The following is a 6543-nucleotide window of genomic DNA, read 5'->3' on the forward strand; positions in this document are numbered from 1 at the left end:
ATGGGTCCGGAAAACTACAATCACACACAGCGGCGCAGTGCACCATTGTTAAACCAAGAGGTATTTCAAGATTATTATGAGAGAGCGAATTGGCATACTGATGCATTTCCTGATGCAGCCGAGGGAGCACCATCATTGAAAAAAGCTCGCGCGCGCGTTGATGTATTGAAAAAATTAAGCGATAAGGTGTATGCAAACCCGCGTGAATTTGATGAGTATTACAAATTGCGAAAAGTGACGGTTCCTCATCCGTTGCCCGCAGATGAGTATCAAGTACTCGCGAAAGAGCTTTGGGAGAAATATATTATACTCTCTCCGGATCATTTGCCATTTATCGAATTAATCGAGCTTGCACAGATTGTCGCGAATGTTATGGGGCACTGCATGATAGAGAAGAATGATAAGGACTCAAATAAGTATGAAAATTTCTTGAATGCGTTGGCTGTATATGCCTCCTATAGGATCGCACTGAAATATCCCGGCTTGACCGTGCCGCAGAAATTTCGTGAGACATGGGCATTGCTGAAGTCGCACTATACCAAAAGTGTTGTGACGGTATTTGCAGCAAATATTGATCTGAATTTGACTCTGTTTTCCGAAGCCGTTGAAAGCGTTGGTACGATCGCCGCATCGATTCGGCGCGAAGTGCCGGATTGTGAACGGGAAACGCATGCACTGCGTTCGTGCGCACATGATCTCTGGAAACAGATGGCTGTTTTGCAGCGCTATACACTGAAACAATCATTGTTTGAATCCGCTTTTGGAGAGGATACTCAATGGGCGATTCTTGATTACCACCAGATTCGCTGCCAGTCTTCCGATGCTTCCCCTGATAAGTTATTGCGGGGTCTTGAGTCATGCGCGATATTTGCCCAGAAAACATCGCGCGATATCCCGCCGTCATTGCAATTGGAAATTGTCGAATCAAAAAGCGAAGACGGGTATATGATACAAGAAGGCCTCCATGTGCCGTTTGACTATAATTTCATGTATCTCCTTGGCACTGACGGTGAACTGTATCTCCAGTCATACCCCGTAAAGCTGCCATTGCGCCCGCTGTTTAAAGCCGCTCATGCCGAGGGAGCATACGAGTTTTTTTGTCTTCATGCCATTGGCAGAGTCTTTGATATGGTTGTACCAAGAGTCGTTGTTGATGCAATGCCGCCACTGAACGGCATTCGAAAAAAGATCGCACATGCAAACATAGACGGTCGAGTCGCCCGATCAATCATTCAAGATATTTATGTACCGCGAAAGATTCGAATCAAAAAAGCTGAAGAAGTTCAAATAATGATCGATGATGAGCAGAAAGAACTTACAGAGAAATCTCAAACAGAAAAACAGACACGCAGTTTTTATGGCCGCGTTGGTCATCCGCGCACACTGCCACGCGGGTACAAGCCGCATCCTGACGCTAAGAAATGGGCGAAAGAAGATGGTTGTTTGCGCGAACTCGAAGATAACGAAACCTGGTGCCGTCCGGTTGATTCACCTGTGCCAGTGGTGCATCGGCAGAAAGGAGGAAAGAACTGATATGGATCCGGAAAACTACAATCGCTCACAACGACGCAAGTTTGAAAAAATGCAAAAAGAACTGACGCGCCAGCAGCGCGAAAAAGAGAAAAAAAACGGAAAACCGCCAAAGGAACAGCACTTGCCGGCGCCATATCTGAAACCTGCGTTGGCGGAAGCGCCGCGCATGTCATATATCATTAAGAAGGAAGATGAGGCAAAAGTCAGGGAAATGATTGCGCGTGGAGAGAGGCCGCCTGTTACCTATCTTTCTTCAGAGATGTTCGAGATGATACGAAATCCCGACAAGACGAGAGAGGCCGCACGCCGTGGCTTGGAAAAACTTTCAGAACATGATCGCGAATTGCATGCCCCGACATTTGAAGATCGCGAAGCAGAATTTACGGAGATGATGGCACGCTTACCATTCTATCCCATGATAGAACACATCGTCATCAATGGCTCAACGATAGAGGATGTGCGTAAAACCGCATACACGATTTATCACGACTATATCGAAGGGAAAAAAGTTTTTGATCAATGCGGGATAGTCATACTGATTCAACGGTATCTCAGCTGTATGATGAATATTGCGGCGGAGCGCAGCGGTGAACAGCGCTATATTGACCATATTGCTGAAGTGTCGCAGGCGATTGGGTCATTGACGCTACGCGGCCTTTCACATGATTTTTCCGCTCTTGGTTCTGTTGAGGCTGCGCTACAGCTCTTTACGACCGGTATTGATTTTTCTCCTGAAAAAAATACTCAGCAATCGGGTACCAAAGCACTCTGTGAAGTGATGGTTGCTAATACTCAGGAGATGATTGCAGCATTGACCTATGCCAGCGCATTCAAAAATTACTGCACTCGTGAACTTAGTATTGATATCGACGGCCTTGCCAGTGAATATCGCGGTATGGCAGATGAGCTGTTTTCAAACATGAAGCAGTTGCGGCGCTATGCGATCCGCGAGTCATATTACCGCGATGATGTGTTTGGAGATCTGGATTATGCATGGGTCGTGATGGATCCCCAGCACTTTTCGTCGACGAAAGGATTCGAGCGTCTCAATGCCCACAGCTTGGCGCACTGCATCCTCTCCGATCGCGATTCTATTCGCTCCATTTCTTCAGCGGTTGAGCATAAAGAATTCGTTGGCGTTGCATTCAATCGGCAAACATTTCCTTTCAAGCGCGAACTTCTTCTTGAGATTGGAGATGATGGCGAGCTGTATATGCCGCTCTCGCTTGAACGCGAGCCGTTGCGGAATATTTTTGAGCGTGTGGGTGCGCTCGCTGCGTATGAATTCCTACGTTTTCTTTTTTTGGCGCATTTCTATGATTTGGTCGTGCCCAAAGAAATCTCGGATCGCACCCCATCGCTGCAAAATTTTCGCCAAAATCTGTTTCGCAGCCGTGCGCAAGGCGAAGATGACCTTGTTATATTCAAAAAACTAATGGTGCCGCGTACATTCTCTATCAGTAATCCTGACGATGTTGATCGTGCGGATGAGCGTGAAGAAGGGGATGATACGGAAAATGATGGTTTATCTGATTCACACGAACATCAAACACGTCGATTCTTGGGACGTGCGGGCCACACACGCTTTATTCGCGAGGGCTATGAGCCGCCGGCATTTTTGGTTCAAGAAGCGGCCAAGGCGAAAGTGCCGCTCAAGCCGGGCCAGACGTATGTGCGCACCAAGAATCCCGGCGAGGAACTGCCGCCCATTGTCTATGAACAAAAAGTATCCAAGCTGTTGTAACTTTTATTTTCAGGAATACTATGACTCATTCTTCTACCGGACCTGAAAAATCATCATCACCACCCTTTAGTGTTGAGAGGTATCTTGTTGCGCCTGTGGAGAAGTTTCCAGAGTGTGAAATTACTTTCTTTTTCGGCGTCCATCATGAGGTGGGCGATTTGGAATTTATAAAACGTCGCTTTCATGAGTGTGATATTTTTCTCCCTGAATGGGAAGGTTGGGGGCCGGCGATGATTGAGGGTTTCAATGCCCTTTCCCGAGGAACGATTCGTTCTATCGAATTTAATAAACTTCACATCGCTCCTCCTTCTGATCCGCATGAATTTTCTTATTTGTTAGGAATGTTGGAAATGATTCATGGATCAAAAAAAGTCATCGGTTTTTATGATACGCCCTACAATCATAAAATAAAACAAGATTCAAAAAAGCTTTACACAATCGAGTCTAATGACACATTCCGAATTCTTACATCGCTCAAGTCAAATTCTCCCGCCTCATTCAGGAAGGAAGTTGAGCGTTTTCAGCGTCTCGAAATTAAACTATTTGAAACTATTGGATTGCGCCGTGAAGCGTATATGCTTCAGCGCCTACCAAAGACATTACAGGTATGTATCGATACTCACCCCCATCTTGCGAGTAAGCATCCTTTGAAGGCATTTAGTTCACTGGGTGCGGCGCATGGTCGATTTGCTGATGTTGTGAAGAAATACCACAATACTGTTTCAGCGCAGTACCCTGATAATTGGGATGGTGACATAACCGTAGGAATGTCCACATTTCTTCGTGATGGGAAGGGGGACAGTGCGCCATGGAGTGTGCTGTATCTGGTTAGTTTGCTTAAGCGTGGATTTGGTAATGTGAGCAAACTCGATACAGGGACGGCCATGAGTCTTGATAGTATTCTCTTTCGTGAGTTTATTCACAAAACACCTGAAGAACTCGAAGCATTTTATTACACGCAGTTGCCTGTATTTCTGCAAAATCCAGGGACATTTAAGATATTTTTTCTTTCATTACTGAAGAAATATCAAGAAATTAGTGCACATCAGGGACAAAGGGACGGCTCAGAGTCGGCCAGCAATTAAGATATGACCAGAGGATTTAATTCACGTGAGATGCGGAGGCATCCGGAACGGTTCGGACTTTCCTCCGAGAAGGAGAATAGAAAAACCATTCATGCTACTCCGTCTATTCGGCCCGAGTCGGGTATTAGTGAACTGCAACGTTACGAAAGTTTGTCAATTGGAGAGCTTCGCGCGCAATGCCCGTTTTTTAATGCATTACAAAAATACGTTCACTTGAAACTTGACAAGGAAGAACTGCTGTCATTAATAGAAAAACTTTATCGTCGCTATCTCGCGAATAATTCAACTACCATTGCAATTGTGAGTCTCGGACATATTGATAATATTGCATCGATGATTCTTCAAAACCATTTCAATCCATCTTCTCCAGGGGAAGTGCCCATACTTTCAGGAGATATTTTTATTGGACTTATTATCCGTTATTTCAAAGATAGGAATGCTACGCACGGTGATCTGGAGGAAATAAAAGAAATAACGGAATATATAGCGAAACATGGATATGACCAATCAGAAATAGAGAGGACAGTTGGCATGTTTGACTCAAAAATGGCAGATATGTGGTATGCGCAAAAATATGTGGAAGCAATATCTGAAAGATTAGTGGAATCCGGGTTTAATGTTGAAGATCATAGAGAGGCGTACCGCAATAGTACAAATGAATTGATTTTGGGTATTCGGCAGCTTCGGAGATATTCCATTGCATCTTCTCTCTATCAGGATGATATAACACATCGCGAAGGTCAGGGATGGGTTGTTATGGATCCTGCCTCATTACGAAAGGTTCATCCTGACTTGCATGAGATTTTAGGACAGTCTCTAGCGACTTTAATATATACCCAGAATGCGAATGATGTACAAGAAATTTCAGTAAAAACATGGCGCGATACATATTCTTCGGCACTTTTCCAAATAGATCGTCTCGATTTTTCTTTTCCTTCATTATTCAGATGGGAATTAGCTCATGATGGTGAAATATACCTCCATACCCATCCATTAATGTTATCTCTTAAGGATATCTGCGTTCGTATGGGTCATGAAGGCATCTATGAATTTATCAGATTTTTATTTATTGCACATCTTTTTGATCTCGTGGTTCCCATTGAGGTGAGCGAGCAAGCACCCTCTCTGAATGATCTTCGTAAGAAAATTTCTGATATACAAAAGGAAACAGGTGAAACACCGGATACGATTATTCGAAAGCTTGTATTGCCCCGTAAAGTGATTCTTAAAAATACAGACTCAGTTCAAGCTGCCATCGATCGCTCACAAGACGAAGGGCATGCGGAGGTAGAGCGTCGCACAGGCAAAAAAATCGAGCATCGCATTGGTAGTCCCGTCACGATACGTGAGGGGTATAAGCGACACCCACAGGCCGTAGAGTGGGCTGCAGAGTATGGTGTAACACTTAAGGACAATGAAACATGGCGCCAACCTATAGATAAGGAAAACCCACTACGAAAAATAGTATACAAAAGTACCAAATCAATTACTGTTGACAGTCCTTAATAAAGATGTAGGCTATTCTTTGAGGAATAGTACATTGATACATGCGCATGCAGATATTCTAAGCGCCGAAAATATTGAGATCGATGGTAAGGACTATACCGAGTATTCTTTTGCAGACGGTTCCAAAATTCGCATATTGATTCCAGAGCAGATTGAACAGACTGAAGATTGCAGCCTTGATCCCGATGATGACATCGAAGATCAATATAGCGATAATCCTGACCGAGAGGCGGTACCAGGGTTTAACTGCTTTAAGTGCGGAAATGAGGGGATGCCCCTTGTTGACGGGATATTTAGTGCAGTTCAAACCCCCTATGCTGCACTGCCGGCCCATATCGAAGAGTGTCTCGGACTTGAACCCATCGAATCCGAGGAGGGGAATGTGACAACTATTCGGTATCGGTAAATGGGCACTTCGGCATGGCAAGTACGTGAGTCCCAGAGAACGGATATTATTTCGCGGCTCAGAAGTGATACTTGAATCTGCCACGAGCAGGATGATCGGAGATCTTCGAAGTCAGGAAATCCATGATCCTGCGACGATTTTTTCTGCAGGAAGCGCAACAGAAGAAGTTCCGCTTGAGGAATACATACTCAACGACCCCACAATCTAAGGGGTCTTTTTTATTCCTAAATGACTACTGAATACCATTGACACCACCTCGCAAAACCAGT

5 protein-coding genes are annotated in these 6543 nt (G+C 44.7%); all 5 read left to right on the plus strand.

Annotation, left to right across the window (positions count from 1 at the left end):
* From AAB400_00745 to AAB400_00765, 5 genes are read left to right on the plus strand one after another with little or no spacing between them, the layout of a single operon-like run.
* The gene (locus tag AAB400_00745; protein MEK7648430.1) at positions 1–1533 is read left to right on the plus strand and encodes a hypothetical protein; all 1533 of its coding nucleotides are present in this window, start codon (positions 1–3) and stop codon (positions 1531–1533) included.
* 1 nt (position 1534) lies between these two features.
* Positions 1535–3277, plus strand: coding sequence for a hypothetical protein (locus tag AAB400_00750; GenBank protein ID MEK7648431.1), 1743 nt, complete (start codon positions 1535–1537; stop codon positions 3275–3277).
* Between the two features lie 20 nt (positions 3278–3297).
* Positions 3298–4362 carry a hypothetical protein gene (locus AAB400_00755; protein ID MEK7648432.1) on the plus strand — a complete coding sequence of 355 codons (1065 nt, stop codon included), beginning with the start codon at positions 3298–3300 and terminating at the stop codon, positions 4360–4362.
* 3 nt (positions 4363–4365) lie between these two features.
* On the plus strand, positions 4366–5868 hold the full coding sequence (locus tag AAB400_00760) for a hypothetical protein (GenBank protein MEK7648433.1): 1503 nt from the start codon (positions 4366–4368) through the stop codon (positions 5866–5868).
* 19 nt (positions 5869–5887) lie between these two features.
* Complete coding sequence (locus tag AAB400_00765) at positions 5888–6274, plus strand: hypothetical protein (protein MEK7648434.1); 387 nt, start codon at positions 5888–5890, stop codon at positions 6272–6274.
* Positions 6275–6543: the final 269 nt, after the last annotated feature.

It is taken from the genome of Patescibacteria group bacterium, from assembly GCA_038065255.1.
Lineage (GTDB): Bacteria > Patescibacteriota > Patescibacteriia > JACQRZ01 > JACQRZ01 > JBBTRI01.